This is a genomic window from Aneurinibacillus danicus, assembly GCF_007991215.1.
Taxonomy (GTDB): Bacteria; Bacillota; Bacilli; order Aneurinibacillales; family Aneurinibacillaceae; genus Aneurinibacillus; species Aneurinibacillus danicus.
Genome location: NZ_BJXX01000059.1, coordinates 1 through 22460, shown reverse-complemented (window position 1 = coordinate 22460; position 22460 = coordinate 1). Strand labels below are relative to the sequence as shown.

Sequence of the window (22460 nt, the reverse complement as noted above, 5' to 3'; positions counted from 1 at the left end):
TTTTTACAGAAAAAGGAAATGAGGGATACAAATGAAGCATATCCTGCTTCTGGTACTGGTTGGACTGCTTCTGGTAGGCTGCTCTTCTTCCAAACCGACGCTTCCCCGCGACAACAGCGGGACGATGGTGGCAAACAGAAAAATAAACGAGGAAAAAGCAAGCCCGGCATTCCAGGTAGGAGATTGGATATCGTACGGGAGTAAAGACCGGCTGGGCATTACCAAGCAAAACGAGGACAAAACCGTATTATTTACAACGCAGCAGAGACGATTGGGATATGCGTGGTAAACAAAAGGTCGGGATGCAGTTCCCGGCCTTTTGTTTACCATATGATATGATAGAACAGGCAAGAGATAAGAACGGTGCAAAAAGGAGTGGATACTTATGAGGTATCGAATGATTGCGATTGATATGGATGATACACTGCTGACCGATGAGAGAACGATTACGCCGGGCACGGCAGAGGCGATTAAGCAGGCGCTGGATTTAGGCGTGGTGGTCACGCTGGCGACAGGCCGGATGTTTCCGTCAGCCCTGCCGTTTGCATCCCAGCTTGGGCTGAACGTTCCGCTGATTACCTATCAGGGAGCCGTTGTCAAAGATATGGCGAGCGAGAGCATCATGTATGAACGGCTCGTCACTCCGGAGATTTCCCGCCGCATTATCGAGATTGCTCGTGCGAAAAATATGCACCTACAGGTCTACCAGGACGATATTTTGTATTCACCCGAGGAGAACGATAAGATTCGGCAGTATGCCGAAATCGCCGGGGTACCGTATACAATAGAGAAAGATTTGTACCGATTGGCCGAGCGCAATTTCATTAAACTGCTGTATTTCGATGAACCGGAGGCATTGGACGAGCTGGCTCGGGAACTGCGTAAAGAATTTGGTGAGACGGCGCACATTACCAAATCAAAACCGTTTTTCCTTGAAGTCATGCATCCGGAAGCGAACAAAGGGCGGGCCGTACTGCACCTTGCGGAGACGTTTGGGATTGACCGTTCGGAAATTATCGGCATTGGCGACAGCTATAATGATCTGGATTTAATTACTGTCTCAGGTCTTGGCGTCGCAATGGGCAATGCGCCGGATGATATCAAACAAATAGCCGATTATGTAACGCTCTCGAACAACGAGGAAGGCGTACGCCATGTAATCGAGACATTTATATTACAGTCTACTACAGAATAAATCTCGTTCCCTAAAACTTTACTTTTCAATTTTCTTCTTTCCATTATAATGAAATTAAAAAGACAGAATAGGCTGGGGAAACGATGAATAAAATACTGCTGGCAATCGACGGGTCCGCATACGATGAGAAATCCGTCCACTTTATTAACGAAAAATTAGCCTGGGCGCAAAGCATGGAGGTGTATGTGGTAACCGTGCTGCCGGAAATGGATGAGACACTGCTGCATGTCTATCCGGGTCTTCGCGAAGAGTATACTGCCCAGGCGGAGAAACGGCTTCAAGAGATTGCCCAAATGCTTACGATACATGCCAATACTTGTCAGCGCCGTGTATTGGAAGGACCGGTAGCTGAGCAATTGCTCACATTCGCCGAGCAAATTGGGGTCGATATGATTGTGATGGGATGCCGGGGGCTCAGCAACTATGAAGAGCTGACGCTGGGGAGCGTCAGCATGAAAGTCATTCGCCTCTCACCGCGTCCTGTCGTTATCGTTAAATAACATCATCTTATATACAGAAAGGAAAAAAGAAGAAATGTACAAGAAGCTATGCTGCTACTGCTTGAAAGTCAGCGTGTCCGCCGATTATTTAATGGCCGGCGACTGGCAATGCACGCACTGCGGACACGACATCACCGGTGTGCCGGCAATTCCGTATCAAGAAGAATTCTCCAAAGATTATTTAATGAAACTGGTCACCTATAAAAAAGAAAAGAGACTGGATTCCAGTCCTGCATAAGCATAAGCGCCCGTTCTATCCGCATGTATCGAATAGAACGGGCGTTTATGTTTATTGAATTCCATCTTTGCTTTCCTGTGCCACCCATGTCCGATTCATCTCATCTACCGTGTCCTGCCATGCCTGGCTTTGCTGCAGTACGTCAAGCATCTCGCGTACTTCTCTCTCGCCGAGACCTGAAGCCAGCGCCATATCCTCCATAAAATCTGGCTCGGTAATTTTTTCACCAAGCCTAATCTTATCCCGGTATCGCTCCATTACATCATGAATATGCTTTCGCGTATCCCCGGCAAGCCCGTATGCATCCGCAAACCCTTCAAATGAATAGTGTATATGCTCCATCGCCGCCTGCTCCTTCCGCTCGAATCTTTTTCCATCTTATAGTTTTTGTGCAGAGGTTCAGGGTTATGCTTAAAAAACGAAAAACCGGAGCACAAGCGTATCTCCGGTTTCTCTCATCGTTTCATTCTTTATCAATTCTTTCAAAGCTTCTCTACTTCTACCCGGGTAGAAAAGAACGTTGCTCCGCGTCCCATGTCTGACAGACGGCTCGGTGTTAACGCATTAACCAGTTGTTTCGTGCCTGGCTCATCCGCCCACAATCCCTGGCTCACCGCTACGCCGGGCAGCACATTCTCCCCGACAGAGGCAGTGAGCACACATTCACCGCGATCATTATAGACACGTATTTTCGCGCCGTCCTCGATGCCGCGCTTCCGCGCTTCATCCGTATGGATATGCAGACGCGGCGTCTTTTCCATCGCCACATGCCTGGCATTGTTTGAAAATGTCGAGTTTAAGAAATTATGATTCGGCGCCGACACGAACAAAAGCGGGTACTTCTCGTCTTCTTTAATCGGTTCATATGTCGGCAGCGGCGGCAGTCCTTTTTTCTCCATTCGTTTCGAGTACAGCTCGATTTTGCCGCTCGGCGTCGGCAGTTTACCCGGAAATTTCGGCTTTTTGCTTCGATCAATTTTGATAAAATGCCGCTCAAGCAGCGCTTCATACGTAATGCCATCGAGATACGGATTGGCCGGATGATCAAGCATCTGACGGATCATCTCTTCCTCCGTATCTTTGAATGCCTGCTCGGTAAATCCCATCGCTTCCGCCAGCAGACGGAACACCTCGACATTGGACTTACTTTCCCCGTACCGTTCTATGACCGGCAAATGCAGATGTACAAAATAATGCCAATACGATGTAAACAAGTCCAAATTCTCATAGGAGGATGTCGCCGGCAGCACAATGTCAGCATAGCGCGCCGTTTCTGTCAGGAACAAATCATGCACAACAGTGAACAAGTCTTCACGCGCAAAACCCTCTCTCACTTTGTTGCCGTTTGGCGCCACGACAAGGGGGTTACTGTTATAGACAAACAAAGAATACAGCGGCGGATCGAGCTCCGTGAGCGCCTCCCCGATCTGGTTCATGCTGATGGAGCGCGTTTTTTCCTTCAGCAGGTCAGGACGCTGCAGCGCCTGAAAATTAACGGATGCATAGCCGCTGTTGCCTTTAATCGCCCCGCCGCCCCGCACATGCCACTGGCCGGTCAATGCAGGCAGACAGGCGATAGTGCGTACAAACATGCCCCCGTTGTCATGATGCTGCGGCCCGTTGCCGATGCGAATAAAAGAAGGCGACGTCCTGCCGTACATGCGGGCCAGCTCGTAAATATCATCCACAGAAACGCCAGTAATCGCGGATACGGCAGCAGGATTATACTGCTTTACATGTTCGCGCAACTCTTCATATCCAACCGTATATTCGGCGAGAAACGTCTCATCCACCAGCTCTTCGGCAAACAATATATGCATCAGACCAAGCGCGAGTGCGGTATCCGTTCCGGGCAGAATAGGAATGAACCAGTCGGCCCACCGTCCGGTCTGGTTTTTATGCACGTCAATGACGACCACTTTGGCGCCGTTTTTCCGCGCCTTCTCCGCCAGCGTAACCTGGTGCATATTGGTGCTGACCGCGTTGCAGCCCCAGAAGATGAACAGCTTCGTATCGATGGTTTCCTCCGGGTCCGTGCCGTAGCTTCCGCCCATTGTATACATATAGCCCGCAGCGCCGGCGGAATTACAGATGGTCCGCTCAAGCTGGCTTGCGCCCAGACGATTAAAAAAGCGGCGATCCATCCCTTCCACGTTCAGAATCCCCATATTCCCATAGAAGCTATACGGCATGATGCTCTCTGCACCATGCTGCGCGATTAGCTCCTTCCATTTCTCTGCGATGGTGGCAATCGCCTCGTCCCAGGTAATGCGTTCAAACTTGCCTTCCCCTTTTGTGCCCACCCGCTTCAGCGGATATTTAAGACGCTTCGGGTCGTACAGGCGCGCCGGCATGTTGCGCACCTTGTTGCAGATTGCCCCCTGCGTCACCGGATGCGCCGGATCGCCCGTGATTTTGACAATCTTTCCGTCCTGCTTGTGGACGAGCAGACCGCATGTATCCGGACAATCCAGCGAGCAAACCGAAGGAAAAATGCCATCTTTTTGCGTTGCGTAGGAAGCCATCTTTTTCACTCCTCTATTTTTCATAAAAAACGACCATGGCGTTTCAGCCGCAACCCCGACATGAAAATGACGGGAAGGCCAGCTGACTTTTGCGGTATGAAGGAAAAAAGAGGAAAGAAGGAGGAGAGGATTTCAATGGTGAAAAAGGCGAAGGCCTTTTTCTACCCTGGCTCTTCTTTCCTCTTTCCCTTCCTTCTTCTCTCATGATTTTCACAAAAAAAAAACCGGAATGGATACATTTACTGTATACCAATTCCAGGTTTTTGTCATCGGGAGAACCCTCTGGCACTTCTCCTGCCTCTGTTTATTTTTTCACGACTGCGTGTCCGCCGAATTCATTGCGCAGTGCGGCAACAACCTTGCCGTGGAACGTATCGTCTTCGAGCGAACGGAAACGCATAAACTGGGACATCGCGATAACGGGTGCGCTTGCTTGCAGTTCCATCGCTGTCTCTACCGTCCAGATGCCTTCGCCGGAAGAATGCATAACACCCTTAATATTATCGAGCTTCGGCTGCTTGGAGAACGCGTTCTCCATCAACTCCATCAACCAGCTGCGAATAACAGAGCCGTGATTCCATACACGTGCCACCGCTTCGTAATCATAGTCGAACTGGCTCTTATCGAGAATCTCGAATCCTTCACCGATCGCCTGCATCATGCCATATTCGATGCCATTATGTACCATTTTCAGAAAATGACCGCTTCCGGCCGCACCGGTTTTAAGAAAGCCGTTCGGCAGAGAGATACTTTCAAATAGCGGAGTAATATGCTCAAGCGCCTCCGGGTCGCCGCCGACCATCGTACATACGCCGTGGCGCGCGCCTTCTGTACCGCCGCTTGTGCCGCAATCAACAAAATAGATGCCTTTTTCTTTAAGCTGCGCGTAGCGGGCAAGCGTGTCTTTGTAATTGGAGTTTCCAGCGTCAATCAGAATGTCCCCTTTCTCAAGCAGGGCGCCCATCTCTTTTGTGACCTGGTCGGTGATTTTGCCCGCCGGTACCAGCATGATAACGACCCGCGGAGATTCCATGTTTTGCACGAGCGCCGCCAGGGAATCGACACCTCTTGCACCGTCTTTCGTAATGCGTTCCACATGCTCGCTCACAGTATCGTACGCCACGACCTCATGGTTCTTGTCGATCATGTTAAGCGCGAGATTATACCCCATTTTTCCGAGCCCGATTAATCCTACTTTCACTGTCCATCACTCCTTCTTCATATTTTCTAATTTTATCCTAACATTTTGCGCTGAAATGCGGCGATGCTTTCGTACTCATCTTCAAGCTTGCGCATAATGCGCAGATAAATCGGAAGCAGCTCCATATAGACGGCAGCGTGTTCCCGGTTTGGCGTATGATGATGCGTCGCCCCCACCATCTCTGATACCACTTCCAATGAATCTACCGTACCCAGGGCATACATGCCGAGGACAGCCGCACCGAGGCAGGAACTCTCATAGTCTTCCGGCACGTATACGTCCTGATCAAAAATATCGGCCATCATCTGCCGCCACAGCGCCGAGCGGGCAAACCCGCCTGTCGCTTGAATTTGCTTTGGCATCGGGATTAATTCTTTAAGCGCGAGAAATACGGTATAGAGATTAAAGATAACACCCTCAAGTACGGCGCGAATCATATGCTCTTTCTTATGGTGCAGCGTCAGACCGAAGAACGATCCTCTCGCATTGGCATTCCAGAGCGGCGCCCTCTCCCCCGCCAGATACGGATGGAACAAAAGTCCGTCACAGCCGGGCCGCACGTTATCCGCAATCTTCGTTAACACATCGTATGAGCTGATGCCGAGCCGTTTGGCCGTCTCAATCTCGGATGCGGCCAGCTCGTCCCGTACCCAGCGCAGCGTCATGCCCCCGTTATTAACCGGACCGCCGATGACCCAGTGCTTATCGGTCAGCGCGTAGCAGAAAATCCGGCCTTTCGGGTCGGTTACCGGCTTATCCACTACAGTACGGATGGCGCCGCTTGTGCCGATCGTGATCGCCACTACGCCAGGCTCTACCGCATTCACGCCCAGATTAGACAGAACTCCATCGCTTGCACCCAGGACAAACGGCGTGTCGGGGTTAAGCCCCGTTTCTTCCGCTGCCCATGCGTCCATTCCCCGGACATAATGCGTCGTCGGAACCGGCGTAGACAGATGCTCCTCTTTAATTCCGGCAACCGCAAGCGCTTCCTCATCCCAGATCAAGTTCTCCAGATTGAACATTCCGGTCGCCGAAGCGATAGAATAATCGACAAGATACTGTTTAAACAACTGATAAAACACGTATTCTTTTATGGAAATAAATTTGGCTGCCCGTTTGAAAATGTCCGGGTGTTCTTCACGCAGCCAGACAATTTTGGAAAGCGGCGCCATCGGATGCACAGGCGTGCCGGTACGTCTGTAGATTTCGTGTCCATTTTGTTCTTTTTTAATGATTTCCGCGTATTTCGTGCTGCGGTTATCCGCCCAGGTAATGCACCGGGTCAGCGGCCGGTGCGAACCGTCCATGGCAATGACGCTATGCATGGCCGAGCTAAACGAAACGAAAGCGACGCGCCCAGGCGCGACGCCGCTTTTCTGGATTACCTGTTTAAGAACCTCAAGCACCGCCTTATATATCTGATCGGGGTCCTGTTCCGCCGTCGAAGGAGTCGGCGTATAGAGCGGATATTCAACCGAGTGTTTCGCAAGCCCCTGTCCCTTTTCCGTGAAAAGAACCGCTTTGGTGCTCGTTGTTCCGATGTCGATGCCGATACAGTAGTTCGTACTCACAGGGCTGCCTCCTATCTTTAGTGTGAAAAAAAGAAAGTAAGATCCAGAAAAGAAAAAGGCTTCGCCTTTTTCTTTGTTATACCACAATGTCGAGCAGCAGGATAAAGATAAGTGCGGCTATGGACAGAATCGTCTCCATCACCGTCCATGTCTTCAGCGTCTGCGGCACAGTCATATTGAAAAATTCTTTAATGAGCCAGAAACCGGAGTCATTCACATGCGACAGAATGAGCGACCCCGCACCTGTCGCAAGCACCAACAGCTCCAGATTCGTGCCCGGCGTTGCCGCTGCAATCGGGGCAAGAATGCCCGCTGCAGTCGTCATCGCTACGGTGGCCGAGCCGGTCGCCACGCGAATCAGACCCGCCACCAGCCAGCCAAGCAGGAGCGGTGAGATGTGCGACTGCGTAGCTACGCCGGCAATCGCATCGCCGACGCCGCTTTCAATCAGGACTTTGTTGAAGCCGCCGCCTGCGCCGATAACAATCAAAATGGTTGCAGTCGGTCCAAGACACTCGTTTGTAAACCTAAGGATTTGATCGCGGTCGAATCCGCGTGCAAACCCGAGCGAGAAGAACGAGAACAGAAGCGCGATCAGAAGCGATACAACCGGGTTACCGATAAAATCAATCCAGCTGCGCAGCGTATTGCCTTCCGGCAGCGTCACGTCTGCAATCGTCGCACATAGCATCAAAAGCACCGGAAGCAGAATCGTAAACACCGTGATGCCAAAGCCCGGCAGTTCCTTGCGTTCAGACTCGCTGAACTGGGCTGCCAGCTCGGTCGACGGCTCAAGTTGAATGCGCTTCGAAATGAATGAACCGAATAAAGGACCTGCGATAATTGCAGTCGGAAGGCCCACAATCAATGAATACAGAATCGTCTTGCCCACATCCGCCTGATAAATGCCAACCGCCAGCATCGCGGCCGGATGCGGCGGCACAAGACCGTGTACGACGGACAGGCCCGCCACCAGCGGGATGCCTATTTTCAGCAGCGGCGTGTTCGTATGCCGCGCAAGCGTAAACACCAGCGGAATCAGAAGCACCAGGCCAACCTGGAAGAACACCGGGATCCCGACAATGAATGCGACAAACATCATCGCCCAGTGTACGTTTCTCTCACCGAATATGTAAATCATCGTCCGGGCGATGCGCTCTGCGCCGCCGGATTCGGCCATCATCTTCCCCAGCATCGTCCCCAGTCCAAGCACGATGGCAATAAATCCGAGAACACCGCCAACTCCTTTCTCGAACGCTTTCAGAATTTCAGGCAGATCCATGCCCGCGCTTAAGCCAATAAACAAAGAAGCCAGAATTAATGCGACAAGTGGATTAAGCTTAAATCTGGCAATCAGCACAATCAGGCCAAGAATTGCGATGACCGTATATACCAGCAGGCTGGCACTGTGGCTGAGCCCCAAAAATGAATTCATGCTGTCTCTCTCCTTTATGATGTCAGCGTTTTCTTAAACAGTATGAAGGATGCCTCTCCACTATATAAAATATTTTTTCTAATGTAAATACAGGAAAGAAATTTTCTTTCAAAACTGATCTTAAAATAGCTTATCCGAAAAAGCCGTTGCTGCGGGCGGCTGTCGGATAAGCCGATTAATAGCGCTTAATTGCAATAGATTCACGAATTTTCTGCAGGTTTTTAAGCGTTACATCCTGCTTGCGTGTCGCCACGCCCACATACAGCGCATCGATAACCGATAGCTGGACGAGTCGGGATGCCATTGCTTCAGAACGAAATAAAGTTTCACGTGATGTTGTATAAATGGAAATATCTACAGCGCGCGTCAGCGGCGATTTCATCGTACTGCTGATGCCAATCGTTTTCGCGCCGCGCTCGCGTGCCACCTGTATCGCCTCCACTACATCAATGTTGCTGCCGCTGTGTGAAATACCGACTGCTACGCATTCCGCATCCAACAAAGACGCGGACATTACCTGCAGGTGGCTATCCGTATGAGCAATCACCTGAGCGCCGGTGCGTAAAAACTTATGGTAGGCGTCGAGTGCGATAACCCCTGAGCCTCCGGAACCGTAAAAATCAATTTTTTTGGCACGGGCAAGGCACTCAACCGCCGCCTCGAGCGGCTCATTTTCCAGCAGGGCGAGCGTGTCTTTCATCGCTTCTATGCTGCTTAAAAAAATCTTGCGCGTGATATGTAAAATGTTGTCTTCCTCCGTAATTTCTTCATGGATGTTCTCCATCGGGTGCACAATATCCCGGGCAAGTGCGATTTTAAACGCCTGATAGCCTTTGTAGCCAAGACGCTTGCACAACCGAAAGACCGTCGCCTCCGCCACCCCGCTTTTCTCCGCCAGCTCGGAGATCGACGAATGAATGACTTCTTCCGGCTTTTCGAGCATATAACGGGCGGCCGTCTGTTCTTTGACGGACAAGGATGATAACATCGATCGCAGTCGGTTGATACTGTTGGGCTGCTGTTCGTTCTCCATATGTCTCCTCCTGCCTTTTTTTGTGAAAATCATGAGAAAAGAAGGAAAGGGAAGAGGAAAGAAGTTTCAGGGAAGAAAAAGGCATTCGCCTTTTTCCACATTAAAACCCTCTGCTTATTCTTTCCTCTCCTTTCCTTCGCACCGCAAAAGTCAGCCGACCTTCCTCACATTTTCATGTCGGGGTTGCAAACGAAAAGCAGCCGGGGAAAACTGCTCAGGCCCCCCATGACTCCGCTATCACCTGACAAATGCTTATGAGATAAGCTGACAGGTTTCTATGCGACAGGCGAAAAAGAAATGGCGGACGGTTATGTCGCCGAACCTGCCCGGAATTACCGCAAAAACCCAATCATTTCCAGAAAAAAAGAAGCTGATGAAAAAAACGCTCGCGAGGCGTGTGTCGACCGTTGCTTTTTCCCTGTGGAGCGTGTGGCCCGAAGGGAAAGATCGGTACCCCCCGCGAGTTTTTCTTATTTCGTTATCCGTTTTTCCTCTGGAACTCAATCATGAACTCGCTGAGTGCTTTACAGCTTTCATACGGCACCGCATTGTACGTAGATGCGCGGCAACCGCCTACGGAACGGTGACCGTTCAGCCCGACGAATCCGGCCTGCTTCGCCTCAGCAAGGAACTGTTTCTCCAGATCTTCCGATGCGAGACGGAATGTAATATTCATCAGGGAACGGCTGTCTTTTTGGGCATGTCCCTTGTAGAAACCTCCGCTTTGATCAATAACATCATAGATAAGTGCCGCTTTTTCTTTGTTCATGTTCTCAATGGCGGCAAGGCCTCCCTGCTCTTTCACCCATTCGAGCACAAGGCCGAGCATGTAGATGCCGAATGTCGGTGGCGTGTTGTACAGGGAGTTGTTTTTCACATGCGTATCATAGCGCAGCATCGTCGGCACGTTGTTCGTATTCGCACGCTCCAGCATATCCGGACGCAAAATGACTACCGTCACGCCGGAAGGACCGAGATTTTTCTGCGCGCCCGCATAGATGAGCGCAAACTTGCTGACGTCAAAGCCGTAGGACAAAATATCACTTGACATATCAGCAATGAGCGGGATATCGCCCGTATCCGGGAACTCGGACCACTCCGTACCGAAGATGGTATTATTGGATGTCAGATGGACATATGCCGTATTTTCTTCATAGACCAGCTCATCGAGCGCCGGAATGCGGTTGTAATTCGTTTCTTTTGTGGATGCGACCGTATACGTATCACCCACCATCTTCGCTTCCTTAAGCGCCTTCTCCGACCAGGAACCGGTCATAATATAGCCCGCTTTTTTGCCTTGAGAAAGAAAATTCAGCGGAATCATTGCAAATTGGGTGCTTGCCCCTCCCTGCAGAAACAGTACATGGTACTCTTCCGGGATGTTCATTAACTCTTTTAAAGAAGCAATCGCCTGATTATGCACTTGCTCATATGCAGCGCTGCGATGGCTCAATTCCATGACCGACATGCCGGTTCCCTGGAAATCGACGAGTTCGCGCTGCGCTTTCTCCAGAACGGCAAGCGGCAGTGCCGAAGGACCTGCATTAAAGTTATAAGCGCGCTGTGCCTGTTTCAACATCTCTCTTCACTCCTTGGTTGAGTTAAAAACTTTGTTTTTATCCTACACCTAATTTCCGCAAAAGAAAAGAGATGTTTTCATAATTGAAGAAAAATATACGGGAATATCATAAAAAAAACAAATTTATGGCTAAAAATAGAAAAAAAATACCCTAAAAACGAACATTACTCTGCAGTTGAAGAAGCACCAGTTATCTCAATTAGAACAAGATATACTGGTCAACCTGCATCCCTGCCTGACGCTTGCGCTTGAGCGGGTGGATAGTCTGCCGGTCGGCACCTCGAAAACAGAAGAAGGACAGCGAATCGGCTGCCCTTCTTTATTATCCGAAAATATCCATGCTCAAATATCGCTCGCCCGAATCGGCTGCAATGGCCAGCACCCGCTTGCCTTTTCCCTGCTTCTTTGCTTCCTGCAATGCCGCATACACGGCTCCGCCTGCGGACGGGCCGACAAGAATGCCTTCTTTCGCCGCTAAGTCCCGCACGGTGCGCAGTGCATCCTCATCCTCACACTGCATAATCTCGTCATATACATCCTGGTTCAAAATCTCAGGAATAAAGCCTGGACTTGTTCCAACGAGCTTATGCGGTCCCGGCTTTCCGCCGGATAGCACCGGCGATCCTTTCGGCTCTACGACTATAATCCGCAGATTCGGCAGATGTTCTTTCAGCACCTCTCCGGTTCCTGTAATTGTGCCACCCGTACCGGATGTCGCGACAAACGCATCCAACCGGTTTTCCATCTGACGCAAAATCTCCGGCGCCGTTGTTTTTCGATGAATATCAGGATTCGACTCATTTTCAAACTGCATCGGAATGAAGCTGCCCGGGATGCTTTCAGCCAGCTCTTTCGCCTTGCGAATAGAGCCTGGCATCTTCTCTTCCGCAGGCGTTAGTACCACCTCTGCGCCATATGCTTTGAGGATGCTAATGCGTTCTTTGGTCATATTATCCGGCATGACCAGAATACAGCGATAGCCGCGTGCGGCCGCATTCATCGCAAGCCCAATCCCCGTATTCCCGCTGGTCGGTTCAATAATGGTCGATCCTTCCTTCAGATGTCCTGCTTTCTCCGCTTCCACGATCATATTATAGGCGGCCCGGTCTTTGACACTGCCGCTCGGATTGAATTTTTCTAATTTGACATATACATCCGCATCGTCCCGACCGGTCAACCGGCGCAGCTTGACGACAGGCGTTTCGCCAATTAACTCATGAATGCCATTGACTACACGTGCGTACATCTCCACTCACCTCTTTATATAAACTGGACTTCTTTAACCCAAGTATACCGGTAAGCATTTGATATATCCAGTAATAAAAAGATAAAAAAACGAGGAGAGATGAATATGAAAAAAGTGGCCATTTTTGTTCACGCAGGTGAAAATGAACTGGGAAGAGCGGTTCATGGATTGGTGTATGCAGAAGAACTCAACGCTTCCGGGAATAAATTCTTAGACAAACAATTGAAATCATCCTCTCGTTCTCTTCCCTCTTTTCCTTTTTAGATATCTTGCAGTAATTGAAAAAAAGCGGTTTCATGTATTTTTGCGCTTTCTGTGGTAAGCCAAAACTCTACCTTATAATTCCCCTTTTTCAACCCTTTAAGTGGAGCGGTAAACGTCTTTTCCTCTCCCTGTTTTAACGTTTCCCAAGAGACTTCCTGAGCAAATAGTTTGTCGATCGAATAATGCTGTACTTTTTCCCCTTTGTCATTCCAGATTATATAGTCGTATCGCTGACTGGTATTGAACCGTAAAGCCTGCTGTCGTTCCGTCTGGTTTTTGACGGTGAAAACAAGTGAGCCTTTTCCGTCATATGCGAGTGTGCTTTCAATGGCCCCCGCCCAAATCTGGTCCTTCCCTTTGTCCGTTATGGTGATTGTGCGGCTCTCCTGTTCCCAGCCCACTTCTTTTCCCAACGCTTCGCTGATGAATCGAATCGGTACGTAGGTTGTGCCGTTGTAAATCATCGATACCGGTACGTTCTCTTCACCGTTATTGAACCTGCCTGATTTCGTCTCCTGCCCGACTTTAATCGTCACGGGAGTTACATCCACCAAGATTTGCGTAAGTGCGGGTGCCGCGTAGCTGATTCCCGCCGTCATCACACTTCCCATTGCCAGACCTATCGCCATCGATTTGAGGTTTACTCTCTTCATTGTCTGTCCCTCCCAGCGTTGTTATTATTTTGACGGATGCAGGCTTCGTTACGTGTGCATTTTGCGTCGTTTCCCGTTCATCTTTCCGCGGAATTTTTGATACAATAAAGCGGTGAGGAGTGATACATAAATTATGAAGATAGGATCGCACGTTTCATTTTCCAAAAAAGGACTGCTGAACGCGGTAGAAGAAGCGATTAGCTACGGCTCTACCTCGTTTATGGTGTATACAGGCGCGCCGCAGAACACCCGGCGCAAACCGATGGAAGAACAATTCGTCGAAGAAGGTCTGGAGCTGATGAAGAAGTACGGCATCGATGATATTGTCGTCCATGCCCCGTATATTATCAACCTCGGCTCTTATAAACCGAACACGTTTGAACTCGCTGTATCGTTTCTACAGGAGGAAATTAAGCGCGCCGAATATCTGGGCGTCAAGAATATCGTTCTCCATCCTGGGGCCTACACCGACAAAGACGCCGAATATGGCGTCAACCGGATTGCGGAAGGATTGAATGAGGTGCTGCACACCGGGCAAACCGTCAACATCGCGCTTGAGACGATGGCGGGCAAAGGATCGGAGATAGGCCGCAGCTTCGAAGAATTGGCGGCCATTATCGACAAGGTGGAGCTGAACGATAAACTGACCGTTTGTTTCGATACGTGCCATACGCATGATGCGGGTTATGATATTGTCAATGACTTTGACGGTGTCATGGAACAATTTGACCGTATTATCGGACTGGATCGTCTGGCTGTATTCCATATTAACGACAGCAAGAACTTCCGCGGTGCGGCGAAAGACCGGCATGCGCCGATCGGATCAGGCCTTATCGGTTTTGATGCCATCAACTATATCGTCCACCATGAAGTCGCCAGGGACAAGCCGATTATTCTTGAGACGCCGTGGATCGGCAAAAACAAAGCCGATCAATCTCCGATGTATGAAGTAGAAATTGCGCTGCTGCGCGGTACGGTAAAAGAGCGTTTTACAGAAAACTTCCTGGATGACGTTGAACTGCTGACATCGTACTTCACCAAGGAAGGCATCGACCGGCGCGAGTATATCGTTCAGAACTGGGAATGGCTGCAGGACAAAAAATTAAAGAAAGAGGACCCGCGTGAACCGCTAGAGAAGCTGTTTGATACGGTAACCCGCGCGGAACTGCTGCCGGACGAGTCTGAGGAAGGCATTAACAAACGTATCATCGCCTGGCTGGCTGGCATAAACGCATAGTAACGTCTTCTAGCAAAAAACAAAGTCCCCGAAACGAAAGAAACACCCTTCAGTCGGACCGGCAAAACATCCGGGTATCTCGAAGAGGGAGACAGTTGCCGGTCATTTTCTCCCTTCGGGCCCCACGCTCCACACGGAAAAAGCAACGGTCGGCACACGCTTCGCGAGTTTTTCCCGGTTTACGGATGGAGGGAAAGTATATGTTGCTTTATCACTATAAAGCAACATATACTTTCCTACACTATTAACAAAAGCCGCTCCCGAAAGAGCGGCTTCTTGTTTTTATCTATTATTACTCTCTCCTACATCCTGCCTCTTACACTGTTGCCACTTCAACCTGCGGAAGCAGGTTTTTGACAAATTCACGTTCTTCTTCTGTCAGCTCGACCAGCGGCAGGCGTACGCCGCCGACATTTATCCCCTGCATGTTGAGCGCAGCCTTGACCGGTGTCGGGTTGGCTGTGATAAACAATCCTTCGAATACGGGTAGCAGTTTACGGTGCAGTGCGCTTGCCCTGGCGACTTCTCCGCCGGCAAACGCCTGAATCATCTCGCTCATCTCACGGCCAATCACGTGACTGGCTACGCTGATGACGCCTTTGCCACCCACGGACATACAGGGCAGTGTCATGCTGTCGTCACCGGTATACAATACGAAATCATCCGCCGTCTGCTCGATAATCTCAGACATCTGGCCCAGATCGGAGTTTGCCTCCTTAATAGCGAAAATGTTCCCTACATCGTTTGCAAGACGGATGGTCGTCTCCGCTTTCATATTAATAACGGAACGGCCCGGAATGTTGTACAATAAAACCGGAAGCTTCGTACTTGCGGCAATCGTTTTAAAATGCTGATACAAGCCTTCCTGGGACGGTTTATTATAATACGGCACCACCAGCATAACGCCGTCCACACCGCATTCTGCAGCCTTTTGTGTGAGTTCAATGGATGCAGCCGTGTTATTGCTGCCCGTCCCGGCAATGACCGGAATGCGGCCGTTTACAATTTCAACTACATGACGGAACAGGTTCACTTTTTCCTGCCCTGTCAATGTCGGGGACTCACCCGTTGTACCCGCCACCACCAGCGCGGTCGATCCGGTGGCAATCAAATGCTCAACCAGTCTTTCCGTTTGCTTCCTATCCACATTCAATTCCGCATCAAACGGCGTCACCATCGCGGTTACCAATCTTCCTAAATCAATCATCCCAATTCCTCCTCATCGTCGTGTCCAATGCGCGTCTCAGAAAAGGAACATACGGACCCGCGCCTACAAAAAATCCCCTAACCGGATGATTAGGAGAATACAGGCGAAAAAATAAAAACATCTACAACACGGGTCGTAGATGGACAATGAACTTCAAGCTCACCCCATCTCCGTATCTCCTGCAAGATAGCGCACCACGCGTAACCGGAACATACGCGTGACAGTTCTGTTCCTATTCGGATACAGCCCCAACCCGTCCGGCCGGAGAACCCGGACAAGCTTCGGCGGTCTTTCCTTTCCCCTGCGTTCACCGATGTTCTCCACATCTCCCGCAGCGTACTCTTAAATCCCGCGACCTCTACCCCATCAGAGCGTTGATGAGGCTTTATGAATATAAAGTTGTATTGATGTTAGTATAGTGAACTTCCCGCGCGAGGTCAAGGAGAAATTGGAGAGAAATTTCTATATTTCATCCCTTATTCTCTGCCCCATCTCTGACTATTTCCTCAAGGAACACTTCTACCAGCTTCGTCCGTTCCGCATGCGCCGGATAAATATAAGACAATCTGCGCAGAAACGAATCACCTTCAAGCGGCAGTTCGGCAATCTCTCCATGTTGCAGCGGTTTTTTCACCACCCAGCGGGACAGCAGTGTAATGCCGAGTCCCGCCGCCACTGCCTCTTTGACGGCCTGATTGCTGCTTAATGTAATTTTCTTCTTTACGCTAAGTCCATGCGTTCGGATGACATGCTCCGAATAGACACGGGTTCCCGAGCCTTCTTCCCGTACCACCCATATTTCATCATGCAGCGCATCCGGAGTAATAGGCCCGCGTCCCGCCAGCGGATGCTCTGTCGGTGCCACTAAAACCATTTCATCTTTCATGAATGGAACGATCCGCAGCTCTCTGTCGCTTGTCTGCCCTTCAATCAAACCAATGTCCATCTGCAACAGCTTGACCGCTTCCACAATGCGCTTCGTGTTGCCGATCGTTACCTCCACTTCCACATGCGGATAGCGGCGGCGGAAGTCTGCCAGCAGAACGGGCAGCACGTACTCACCAATTGTAAAGCTCGCGCCTATGTGAAGCTTTCCTGTGACCCGATGCTGGTGGGCGTAAATGTCCTCTTTTGCTTTTTCATATAGATTAAGCATCTGTTTCGCCCGTTCGTACAGTATCTCTCCTGCATGGGTTACATACAGGTGTTTGGGTGAACGGTCGATGAGCTTAGCCTGAAATTCGTGTTCAAGATGCTTAATATGCAGGCTAACGCTGGGCTGGGAAAGCCGCAGTTTCTCTCCGGCCCGGGTAAAATTCTTCTCTTCCACTACAGCGACGAATGTGCGCAGCGCATCGTAATGCATGCCTCTTCTCCTCTTATTATTAAAAAAATTAATCTTTAAGATAATATAACTATATTTCATTTATGTTTCAATCTCTCATCTAGTGAAAACGGGAGAAAGAAAACACGAAGATGAGTGAAATGAATCAGAAAGGCGGCGTCAATATGCCGGGCTTCGGACTGGTGCTGATCTACGTGCCGGGCCTCACCTGATAAAATTAAGAAAAACTCGCGGACGTTGCCGGTCTTTCTCTCCTTTAAGGGTCACACGCTCCACACGGAAAAAGCAACGGTCGGCACACACCTCGCGCGTTTTTCCTACACTATAAAAAAAACAGTTCCCGACTCACTTATTCGGGAACTGCTTTATATGGCTCTTTTTATATGGCTCTTTTTACTCGTCCGCCAGCGGATGTTGTCCGCCTTCCCACGGATTTTTGAAGAACGCTTCCACATCCTCGCGCTTCACATCGTCAATGGATGCCGGATTCCAGCTCGGATTGCGATCCTTGTCAACCAGCACGGAGCGTACACCCTCGTAGAAATCATGGCTGTGCATGAAATGCATGCTCAGGTTCATTTCCATGCGGAAGCAATCAGCGACAGCCATCTCTTTCCCACGGATAAGCTGCTCAAGCGCCACCGCCATTGAAATCGGCGACTTGCCGCGCAGCGTTTTCGCGGTCTCCTGTGCCCATTCGTCGCCTTCCTGGGCCGCTTTCTCAAGCGAAGCCAGAATGTCGGCTACCGAATCAAATCCAAAATGACGATCCACCTTTTCCTGTACGCGTGCAAGCGGCGCTTCCGGAATGTCGGTTGCCGCATATTTCTTAATGATCTCACGCAGCTTGACCGCCGTCTCTTCCCGGCCGCCGGCCTGTGTCCAATCGAATGCCTGCACATCCTGTTTCAATGCGCCCCATTGCTCCGATTGGATATAATAATCGGCGGCGCCAAGGTATACTGCGTCAGCCCCGTTGAACAAGTGAGCCGTCAGCGCCAGATAGCGGCCCATGTGGCCCGGCATTTGATTTAAGAAATAGCTGCCGCCTACATCAGGAAAGAAACCGATATTCATCTCTGGCATGGATAATTTCGAGCGCTCAGTCACCACACGGTGGCTCGCAAAGATAGACAGGCCAATTCCCCCGCCCATGACAATACCGTTCATATAGGCAAGAATCGGCTTCGTGTAGCGGTGCAGAGCCAGATTCATTTTATACTCAATTGAAAAGAAGTCCAGCGCATGCTTCTCCACATTATCGTCGCGTTTATCATAGAACGAACGCATATCGCCGCCCGCACACAGGCCCCTCTCACCGGCACCTTCAATCAGCACAAGCGATACGGCAGAATCACGCTCCCATTCGGCCAGCTTCTTGCTGATTTCTTCGACCATATAAAGTGAAAGGGCGTTCAGCGCTTTCGGACGGTTCAGCAGAATACGGCCGACACCGTTTTCTACATTAAATAAGACTTCGTTGCTGGTTTGTACTGTGTTCTCCACTCTATGACCTCCTAATTCTTTCGCGCTATTTTGTATTTTTTCGACAAAAAGCCGGCAAATTCCTTTTTTTTCGGCACATTGTTTCGCCATGGTGGTTTTCTGTGAAAATCATGAGAAAAGAAAGAGAGAAAGAGGAAATGAGATCCAGGGAAGAAAAAGGCGTTCGCCTTTTTCTACATTGAGCGAAGATAAGCAGGCTATCCCCGCAGTTCCTGCGGTTGAATACAAAAAGTTCGTATTGGCTTGCCATCTTTTCTTGGCTTTTGACACTTGGTTTTCGTGCCAGAGGTAAACGGTTTTTCTCTGCGACTCTTGAATGCTATAGGCGAACAATAGCCAGCAGACAAGGGCAATTTACGCAGCTACCACCACGGTATACTCGTTCGTTACCTTTATATCACATAGGTCGGACAATGGACGTGTCAAAAAACACGCCTTGTCCGAAGCCGATTCATCTCATGCCTGAAATCACGAGTGTTCCCGGCTAATTCATAAAAAAACGGAAAGCGAGAAGCTCTCACCTTCCGAATCCATACATTACCAGCTTGATTTTTTTACGCCAGGCAGTTGTCCTTGATACGCCAGGTCGCGGATACAAATCCGGCACAGCTTAAACTTGCGGTACACGGAGTGCGGACGGCCGCACCGTTCGCAGCGGGTATAAGCCTGCACTTTGAATTTCGGTTTCCGTTTCGATTTTACAATCATTGACTTCTTTGCCATAACTTCCTCCTTTTTACTTAGTTCTTCTTTATTTTAAACACACACGTGTAGACTACACAAACATACTTATCTATCATACCACGTTAGCTGAATAGGTGCAAAGCATGCGCCTAGCTTTTCTGCGCCTCAATTTCTTCCACCAGAAGGCTCAGTTCCGCCCACCGTTCCACTTTTGCCTCCAGCTCCGCGTCCACTTTCTCTTTCTCATCCGTCAGCTCCCGCAAGCGGTTATAGTCGCTTCCCGTTTGCGCTATCTCCTGCTCAAGCGCTTCACTCCGCTGTTCCAATTCGCTGATTTCCTGTTCAATTGTCTCAAATTCCATCTTCTCCTTATACGTAAGCCGGCGGGGTTTGTCTTTTTTCTCCCGTGCTTCCGGCTCCTTTTTCGCTTGCCCGACCTCTGCCTGCTTCTGGCTCTCTTCGTGCCTGTGAATCTCCAGGTATTCGCTGTAATTGCCGAAGTACTCTTTGATACTGCCGCCTTCGAACGCAAACAGACGGTCCACCGTCCGATCCAGAAAGTAACGGTCATGCGACACGACAAGCACGACGCCAGGAAAGCTTTCCAGATAATCTTCAAGAATGGACAGCGTCTGAATATCCAGATCGTTTGTCGGCTCATCAAACAGCAAAACATTTGGCTCGCCCATCAGCACACGCAGCAAATACAGACGCCGCTTCTCGCCTCCGGACAGGCGGCTAAGCGGGGTTCCGTGCGCTTCCGGCGGAAACAGAAAACGTTCCAGCATCTGTCCTGCCGACAGCGTCTTGCCGTCCGCTAAACGGACAACATGGCCGGCTTCCTTAATATAGTCAATCACCCGCTGGTTGCCATCCATCTCCGTATTCTCCTGCCCGTAGTAGCCCAGACGAACGGTTGGACCCAATACGGCTTCGCCTTCGGTTGGAGTAAGCTTGCCTGTAATGATTTTCAGCAATGTCGATTTGCCACTGCCGTTTGGCCCGACGATGCCGATGCGATCCCCGGGCACGGCAATATAGCTGAAATCACGGATAAGCGTTTTGCCATCAAACGCCATCGAGATATGATCCAGCTCAATAATCTTTTTGCCGAGGCGCTGTGATTTCAATTCGATTTCAAGCGCCTGCTGCTGGGCCTGCGGCTTGTTCGCCTGCATCTCATGAATGCGGTCGATGCGCGCTTTCTGTTTCGTCGTGCGCGCTTTCGCCCCCCGGCGCAGCCATGCGAGTTCGCGGCGCAGAATATTTTGGCGGGTCGCTTCCGTCGCCGCCTCCCGCTCTTCACGCTCCGCTTTTTTCTCGAGGAAATAGCTGTAGTTGCCGTCATATGTGTACAATCTGCCGCGGTCCAGCTCGACAATGCGGTTTACCACACGGTCGAGAAAATAACGATCGTGCGTAATCAGCAACAGTGCACCTTTATATCGCGCCAAGTAGCCTTCCAACCACTCCACCGTTTCGTTGTCGATATGGTTCGTCGGCTCGTCGAGGATGAGAAGGTCTGCTGGATTAATCAATGCGCGCGCCATCGCAACCCGCTTGCGCTGACCACCGGACAAACGATCCACCTGCGCCGAGAAATCATGAATGCCAAGTCGGGTCAGGATTGTTTTTGCGTTCGTCTCCACGTCCCAGGCACCCGCACGATCCATTTGCTCATTCAAATCCGCCAGCTTTTGCTGCAGTCTGGCATTCTCCGGCTCACGGCTAATCTGCTCAATGGTCTGCTCGTACTCTTTTACCAACTGGATTAATGGCGAGTCGCCGGCAAAAATCTGATCCAGCACCGTTCCTTCTTCAAATACAGGATTCTGCGGAAGAAACTCCACGCGCACCCGACTGCCTATCGTTACCGTACCTTCATCGGGTGGAGTCATACCGGCCAGCACTTTCAACAGCGTCGATTTGCCCGTTCCGTTGACGCCGATAATGCCGATTCGCTCCCCGTCTTGGATCCCGAACGAGATATTTTCAAATAAGGTCTTCATTCCATATGATTTCGAAAGATTTTCTGCCGTTAAAATATTCATGTTTAAAACGTCCCTTTTTCAAATAATCTACCATTTCCCTCTCCTATTATAAACGAAACAGCCAGACAGCACAGAACACATTCAGGGAAAAATGAAATTTTCTGACTATGGCTCATATAGTACAATGAAGAGAGGAGGCGATGTGATGTATAGTGAAAACATAAAAGTAGTCGATTCAAAAACCAGCACAGATGGCAGCCTCAAAGTTGAAATTCTGGAATTTAACAACCTGGCAGGTTTCCATGACACGGCAATGGCATCAAGTTTGTATTATGCGCGCCATAACGGCGTAAAGCTGCACCAGATTAAAGCAACACTAAACGAAGGAAGCTTTACCGTAGAGCAGGGTGCGCTGCAGTACATGAAAGGAAGAATTGCACTTGAGAACACGATAGGCAGCATGGCCGGTATGGCACAGCGCTTCTTAAGCAGCGCGCTGACGAAAGAAACAATGTTCCGTCCGACTTACAATGGTACCGGCGAGATTTACCTTGAACCATCCTTCGGACATTACGCAATCATTCCGGTCGCTAACCAGCGTGTCGTATTGGACAAAGGCATTTACTTTGCAGGAGAATCATCCTTAAAGATTTCCACCGCTGTACAGAAGAACATCTCTTCCGCCTTGTTTGGCGGCGAAGGCCTATTTCAGACGGAAGTATCCGGATCGGGCCTATTGGTCATCCACTGCCCGGTACCGCCGGACGAAGTCCATATCGTAGAGCTTACAAATGACCGCTTGCAGGTAGATGGCACATTTGCCTTTGTGCGCGTCGGCGACATCTCGTTCTCTGTGGAGCGTTCGGCAAAATCGATGGTGGGCGGCATAACAAGCGGCGAAGGCTTGCTGCAGACATTCGAGGGAACCGGTCAGGTCTGGCTCGCTCCTACCCTTCCGGTATACCAGAGCTTCATGACGCCATATCCGGGAAAAGCATAACTCCATAAAACAAACAGTTTCTATTTACTCCTTTTTCTGTGAAAATC

21 protein-coding genes and 1 riboswitch are annotated in these 22460 nt (G+C 50.0%); of the genes, 7 read left to right on the top strand and 14 right to left on the bottom strand.

Annotation, left to right across the window (positions count from 1 at the left end):
• Positions 1-31 precede the first annotated feature (31 nt).
• From ADA01nite_RS07390 to ADA01nite_RS07375, 4 genes are all read left to right on the top strand, one after another.
• Positions 32-289 (top strand): hypothetical protein, encoded by a 258-nt coding sequence (locus ADA01nite_RS07390; protein ID WP_146809306.1) that lies wholly within the window; start codon positions 32-34, stop codon positions 287-289.
• Between the two features lie 96 nt (positions 290-385).
• Complete coding sequence (locus tag ADA01nite_RS07385) at positions 386-1195, top strand: Cof-type HAD-IIB family hydrolase (RefSeq protein ID WP_146809305.1); 810 nt, start codon at positions 386-388, stop codon at positions 1193-1195.
• Positions 1196-1278: 83 nt separating this feature from the next.
• Complete coding sequence (locus ADA01nite_RS07380) at positions 1279-1695, top strand: universal stress protein (RefSeq protein ID WP_146809304.1); 417 nt, start codon at positions 1279-1281, stop codon at positions 1693-1695.
• 34 nt (positions 1696-1729) lie between these two features.
• Positions 1730-1933, top strand: a complete 204-nt coding sequence (locus tag ADA01nite_RS07375; protein ID WP_146809303.1) for a hypothetical protein — start codon at positions 1730-1732, stop codon at positions 1931-1933.
• A 51-nt stretch (positions 1934-1984) separates the two neighbouring features.
• Here the strand turns inward: ADA01nite_RS07375 and ADA01nite_RS07370 are convergent, their stop codons facing one another.
• The 8 genes from ADA01nite_RS07370 to cysK all read right to left on the bottom strand — a co-directional run bounded on the left by ADA01nite_RS07370 (position 1985) and on the right by cysK (position 12526).
• Positions 1985-2275: a hypothetical protein gene (locus ADA01nite_RS07370; protein WP_146809302.1), complete on the bottom strand. Its 291-nt coding sequence runs from the start codon at positions 2273-2275 to the stop codon at positions 1985-1987.
• Positions 2276-2415: 140 nt separating this feature from the next.
• Positions 2416-4458: a molybdopterin-containing oxidoreductase family protein gene (locus ADA01nite_RS07365; protein WP_146809301.1), complete on the bottom strand. Its 2043-nt coding sequence runs from the start codon at positions 4456-4458 to the stop codon at positions 2416-2418.
• Positions 4459-4762: 304 nt separating this feature from the next.
• The gene (gene gnd / locus ADA01nite_RS07360) at positions 4763-5659 is read right to left on the bottom strand and encodes a phosphogluconate dehydrogenase (NAD(+)-dependent, decarboxylating) (RefSeq protein ID WP_146809300.1); all 897 of its coding nucleotides are present in this window, start codon (positions 5657-5659) and stop codon (positions 4763-4765) included.
• 32 nt (positions 5660-5691) lie between these two features.
• The gene (gene gntK / locus ADA01nite_RS07355; RefSeq protein ID WP_146809299.1) at positions 5692-7233 is read right to left on the bottom strand and encodes a gluconokinase; all 1542 of its coding nucleotides are present in this window, start codon (positions 7231-7233) and stop codon (positions 5692-5694) included.
• A 76-nt stretch (positions 7234-7309) separates the two neighbouring features.
• Positions 7310-8668 (bottom strand): GntP family permease, encoded by a 1359-nt coding sequence (locus tag ADA01nite_RS07350; RefSeq protein WP_146809298.1) that lies wholly within the window; start codon positions 8666-8668, stop codon positions 7310-7312.
• A 175-nt stretch (positions 8669-8843) separates the two neighbouring features.
• Positions 8844-9701 (bottom strand): MurR/RpiR family transcriptional regulator, encoded by an 858-nt coding sequence (locus ADA01nite_RS07345; RefSeq protein ID WP_146809297.1) that lies wholly within the window; start codon positions 9699-9701, stop codon positions 8844-8846.
• A 478-nt stretch (positions 9702-10179) separates the two neighbouring features.
• Complete coding sequence (serC, locus tag ADA01nite_RS07340) at positions 10180-11280, bottom strand: 3-phosphoserine/phosphohydroxythreonine transaminase (protein WP_146809296.1); 1101 nt, start codon at positions 11278-11280, stop codon at positions 10180-10182.
• Positions 11281-11602: 322 nt separating this feature from the next.
• On the bottom strand, positions 11603-12526 hold the full coding sequence (gene cysK, locus ADA01nite_RS07335; protein WP_146809295.1) for a cysteine synthase A: 924 nt from the start codon (positions 12524-12526) through the stop codon (positions 11603-11605).
• Positions 12527-12631: 105 nt separating this feature from the next.
• Between cysK and ADA01nite_RS21960 the strand changes: the two genes are divergently transcribed.
• Entirely contained in the window at positions 12632-12790 is a 159-nt protein-coding gene (locus ADA01nite_RS21960) for a hypothetical protein (protein WP_170230182.1), read from the top strand.
• Here the strand turns inward: ADA01nite_RS21960 and ADA01nite_RS07330 are convergent.
• Positions 12787-13443 carry a BsuPI-related putative proteinase inhibitor gene (locus ADA01nite_RS07330; protein ID WP_146809294.1) on the bottom strand — a complete coding sequence of 219 codons (657 nt, stop codon included), beginning with the start codon at positions 13441-13443 and terminating at the stop codon, positions 12787-12789. The two genes, ADA01nite_RS21960 and ADA01nite_RS07330, sit on opposite strands and share 4 nt — an antisense overlap.
• A gap of 130 nt (positions 13444-13573) precedes the next feature.
• Here ADA01nite_RS07330 and ADA01nite_RS07325 point away from each other — a divergent pair, with 130 nt between their 5' ends.
• A complete protein-coding gene (locus ADA01nite_RS07325) occupies positions 13574-14680 on the top strand; it encodes a deoxyribonuclease IV (RefSeq protein ID WP_146809293.1) in 1107 nt (368 codons plus the stop codon).
• A gap of 316 nt (positions 14681-14996) precedes the next feature.
• On the opposite strand, the gene dapA is transcribed toward ADA01nite_RS07325, so the two are convergent.
• The 5 genes from dapA to ADA01nite_RS07300 all read right to left on the bottom strand — a co-directional run bounded on the left by dapA (position 14997) and on the right by ADA01nite_RS07300 (position 21473).
• Entirely contained in the window at positions 14997-15887 is an 891-nt protein-coding gene (gene dapA / locus ADA01nite_RS07320) for a 4-hydroxy-tetrahydrodipicolinate synthase (RefSeq protein WP_146809292.1), read from the bottom strand.
• A gap of 179 nt (positions 15888-16066) precedes the next feature.
• A riboswitch (Lysine riboswitch) is annotated at positions 16067-16256 on the bottom strand.
• 100 nt (positions 16257-16356) lie between these two features.
• Positions 16357-17253, bottom strand: a complete 897-nt coding sequence (locus tag ADA01nite_RS07315; protein WP_146809291.1) for a LysR family transcriptional regulator — start codon at positions 17251-17253, stop codon at positions 16357-16359.
• 372 nt (positions 17254-17625) lie between these two features.
• Positions 17626-18738: an enoyl-CoA hydratase/isomerase family protein gene (locus ADA01nite_RS07310; protein ID WP_170230180.1), complete on the bottom strand. Its 1113-nt coding sequence runs from the start codon at positions 18736-18738 to the stop codon at positions 17626-17628.
• Positions 18739-19275: 537 nt separating this feature from the next.
• A complete protein-coding gene (locus ADA01nite_RS07305) occupies positions 19276-19461 on the bottom strand; it encodes a type Z 30S ribosomal protein S14 (RefSeq protein ID WP_146809289.1) in 186 nt (61 codons plus the stop codon).
• A 110-nt stretch (positions 19462-19571) separates the two neighbouring features.
• Entirely contained in the window at positions 19572-21473 is a 1902-nt protein-coding gene (locus tag ADA01nite_RS07300) for an ABC-F family ATP-binding cassette domain-containing protein (RefSeq protein ID WP_146809288.1), read from the bottom strand.
• 145 nt (positions 21474-21618) lie between these two features.
• Between ADA01nite_RS07300 and ADA01nite_RS07295 the strand changes: the two genes are divergently transcribed.
• On the top strand, positions 21619-22413 hold the full coding sequence (locus tag ADA01nite_RS07295; protein WP_170230179.1) for an AIM24 family protein: 795 nt from the start codon (positions 21619-21621) through the stop codon (positions 22411-22413).
• Positions 22414-22460 lie beyond the last annotated feature (47 nt).

Excerpts from the sequence above, each read along its gene's own strand:
- ADA01nite_RS07305 (WP_146809289.1), bottom strand. The coding sequence starts at position 19,461 with ATGGCAAAGAAGTCAATGATTGTAAAATCGAAACGGAAACCGAAATTC.
- ADA01nite_RS07385 (WP_146809305.1), top strand. The coding sequence starts at position 386 with ATGAGGTATCGAATGATTGCGATTGATATGGATGATACACTGCTGACC.
- ADA01nite_RS07375 (WP_146809303.1), top strand. The coding sequence starts at position 1,730 with ATGTACAAGAAGCTATGCTGCTACTGCTTGAAAGTCAGCGTGTCCGCC.
- ADA01nite_RS07370 (WP_146809302.1), bottom strand. The coding sequence starts at position 2,275 with ATGGAGCATATACACTATTCATTTGAAGGGTTTGCGGATGCATACGGG.
- ADA01nite_RS07350 (WP_146809298.1), bottom strand. The coding sequence starts at position 8,668 with ATGAATTCATTTTTGGGGCTCAGCCACAGTGCCAGCCTGCTGGTATAT.
- ADA01nite_RS07315 (WP_146809291.1), bottom strand. The coding sequence starts at position 17,253 with ATGCATTACGATGCGCTGCGCACATTCGTCGCTGTAGTGGAAGAGAAG.
- cysK (WP_146809295.1), bottom strand. The coding sequence starts at position 12,526 with ATGTACGCACGTGTAGTCAATGGCATTCATGAGTTAATTGGCGAAACG.
- ADA01nite_RS07365 (WP_146809301.1), bottom strand. The coding sequence starts at position 4,458 with ATGGCTTCCTACGCAACGCAAAAAGATGGCATTTTTCCTTCGGTTTGC.
- ADA01nite_RS07380 (WP_146809304.1), top strand. The coding sequence starts at position 1,279 with ATGAATAAAATACTGCTGGCAATCGACGGGTCCGCATACGATGAGAAA.
- ADA01nite_RS21960 (WP_170230182.1), top strand. The coding sequence starts at position 12,632 with ATGAAAAAAGTGGCCATTTTTGTTCACGCAGGTGAAAATGAACTGGGA.
- ADA01nite_RS07345 (WP_146809297.1), bottom strand. The coding sequence starts at position 9,701 with ATGGAGAACGAACAGCAGCCCAACAGTATCAACCGACTGCGATCGATG.
- serC (WP_146809296.1), bottom strand. The coding sequence starts at position 11,280 with ATGTTGAAACAGGCACAGCGCGCTTATAACTTTAATGCAGGTCCTTCG.
- ADA01nite_RS07300 (WP_146809288.1), bottom strand. The coding sequence starts at position 21,473 with ATGAATATTTTAACGGCAGAAAATCTTTCGAAATCATATGGAATGAAG.
- dapA (WP_146809292.1), bottom strand. The coding sequence starts at position 15,887 with ATGATTGATTTAGGAAGATTGGTAACCGCGATGGTGACGCCGTTTGAT.
- ADA01nite_RS07390 (WP_146809306.1), top strand. The coding sequence starts at position 32 with ATGAAGCATATCCTGCTTCTGGTACTGGTTGGACTGCTTCTGGTAGGC.
- ADA01nite_RS07295 (WP_170230179.1), top strand. The coding sequence starts at position 21,619 with ATGTATAGTGAAAACATAAAAGTAGTCGATTCAAAAACCAGCACAGAT.
- ADA01nite_RS07330 (WP_146809294.1), bottom strand. The coding sequence starts at position 13,443 with ATGAAGAGAGTAAACCTCAAATCGATGGCGATAGGTCTGGCAATGGGA.